This window comes from Streptomyces murinus, assembly GCF_002154555.1.
Taxonomy (GTDB): domain Bacteria; phylum Actinomycetota; class Actinomycetes; order Streptomycetales; family Streptomycetaceae; genus Streptomyces; species Streptomyces murinus.
Genome location: NZ_MUNF01000643.1, coordinates 1 through 1,225, shown reverse-complemented (window position 1 = coordinate 1,225; position 1,225 = coordinate 1). Strand labels below are relative to the sequence as shown.

General features: G+C 72.9%; 2 protein-coding genes. Both read right to left on the bottom strand.

The features are described 5' to 3' along the window. Positions 1–243, bottom strand: a 243-nt coding sequence (locus CCN72_RS32185; protein ID WP_143664269.1) for a 2-phospho-L-lactate transferase CofD family protein, incomplete at its 3' end; no start/stop codon positions are given. Beyond that, positions 240–1,139 carry an RNase adapter RapZ gene (rapZ, locus tag CCN72_RS32180; RefSeq protein ID WP_086811725.1) on the bottom strand — a complete coding sequence of 300 codons (900 nt, stop codon included), beginning with the start codon at positions 1,137–1,139 and terminating at the stop codon, positions 240–242. The genes rapZ and CCN72_RS32185, both read right to left, overlap by 4 nt. Between the last annotated feature and the right edge of the window lie 86 nt (positions 1,140–1,225).

Below are 1,225 nucleotides of genomic sequence, written 5' to 3'. Positions count from 1 at the left end.
GCCGTCGTCGGCCACGGTGACGACGGCGGTGAGATCGCCGGTGATCCGGCGCAGCGCGGCCAGCGAGGCCGACAGGCCCATGCCGCCGCCGAGCGCGACGACCTTGGGCTGTGCGCCCCGGCGGCGGGGCCGGCCCCCGCGGGCCTCGACCGGGCGGCCGGCACGGGTCTCGCCCGAGCGGCCGGAGCGCGCCTCGGGCACCATCCGGCGCAGCCGGCCCAGCCGCGGTGTACGTTCCGTCATTCCCGTCCCATGTCCCGGTGTACGACCACCGTTTCCACACCCTCGGCCGCGAGGCGCGCGGCGAGTTTCTCCGACATCGCGACCGAGCGGTGCTTGCCCCCGGTACAGCCGATCGCGATGGTCACATAGCGCTTGCCCTCACGCCGGTAGCCGGCCGCGATCAGCCGCAGCAGCTCGGCGTAGCGGTCCAGGAACTCCTTGGCGCCGGGCTGGTTGAAGACATAGGCGGCGACCTCCTCGTTGAGGCCCGTGAAGGGGCGCAGCTCCGGGACCCAGTGCGGGTTGGGCAGGAACCGCATGTCCGCGACGAGGTCGGCGTCGACCGGGAGGCCGTACTTGAACCCGAAGGACATCACAGTGGCCCGCAGTTCGGGCTCCTCCTCGCCGGCGAACTGGGCGTCCATCTTGGCCCGCAGCTCGTGCACGTTGAGGCTGGAGGTGTCGATCACCAGGTCGGCGTCGCCGCGCAGTTCGCGCAGCAGCTCCCGCTCGGCGGCGATGCCGTCCACGATGCGGCCGTCGCCCTGGAGGGGGTGCGGGCGGCGCACCGACTCGAAGCGGCGCACCAGGGCGTCGTCGGAGGACTCCAGGAAGACGATCCGCCGGGTGACGTGCTTGGCCTCCAGGTCCGCCAGGGACTCGCGCAGATTGTCGAAGAAGCGCCGGCCGCGGACGTCCACCACGACCGCGATCCGCGCCACGTTCCCCTGGGAGCGGGCGCCCAGTTCGACCATGGTGGGGATGAGGGCGGGCGGCAGGTTGTCCACGACGAACCAGCCGAGGTCCTCCAGGCACTTGGCGGCCGTCGAGCGGCCCGCTCCGGACATGCCGGAGATGATCACCAGCTCGGGGATCGCCGCTTCGGGGACCCCGGGTGCCTCGCCGCCCGTACTCATCTGTGCTCCGTTGTCGTCGCCCGTGTCCTGGCCGCTCTCCTGGCCGACGGGCGGCGGGGCGGTCTCGCCGCCCGTCGGCCAGGAGA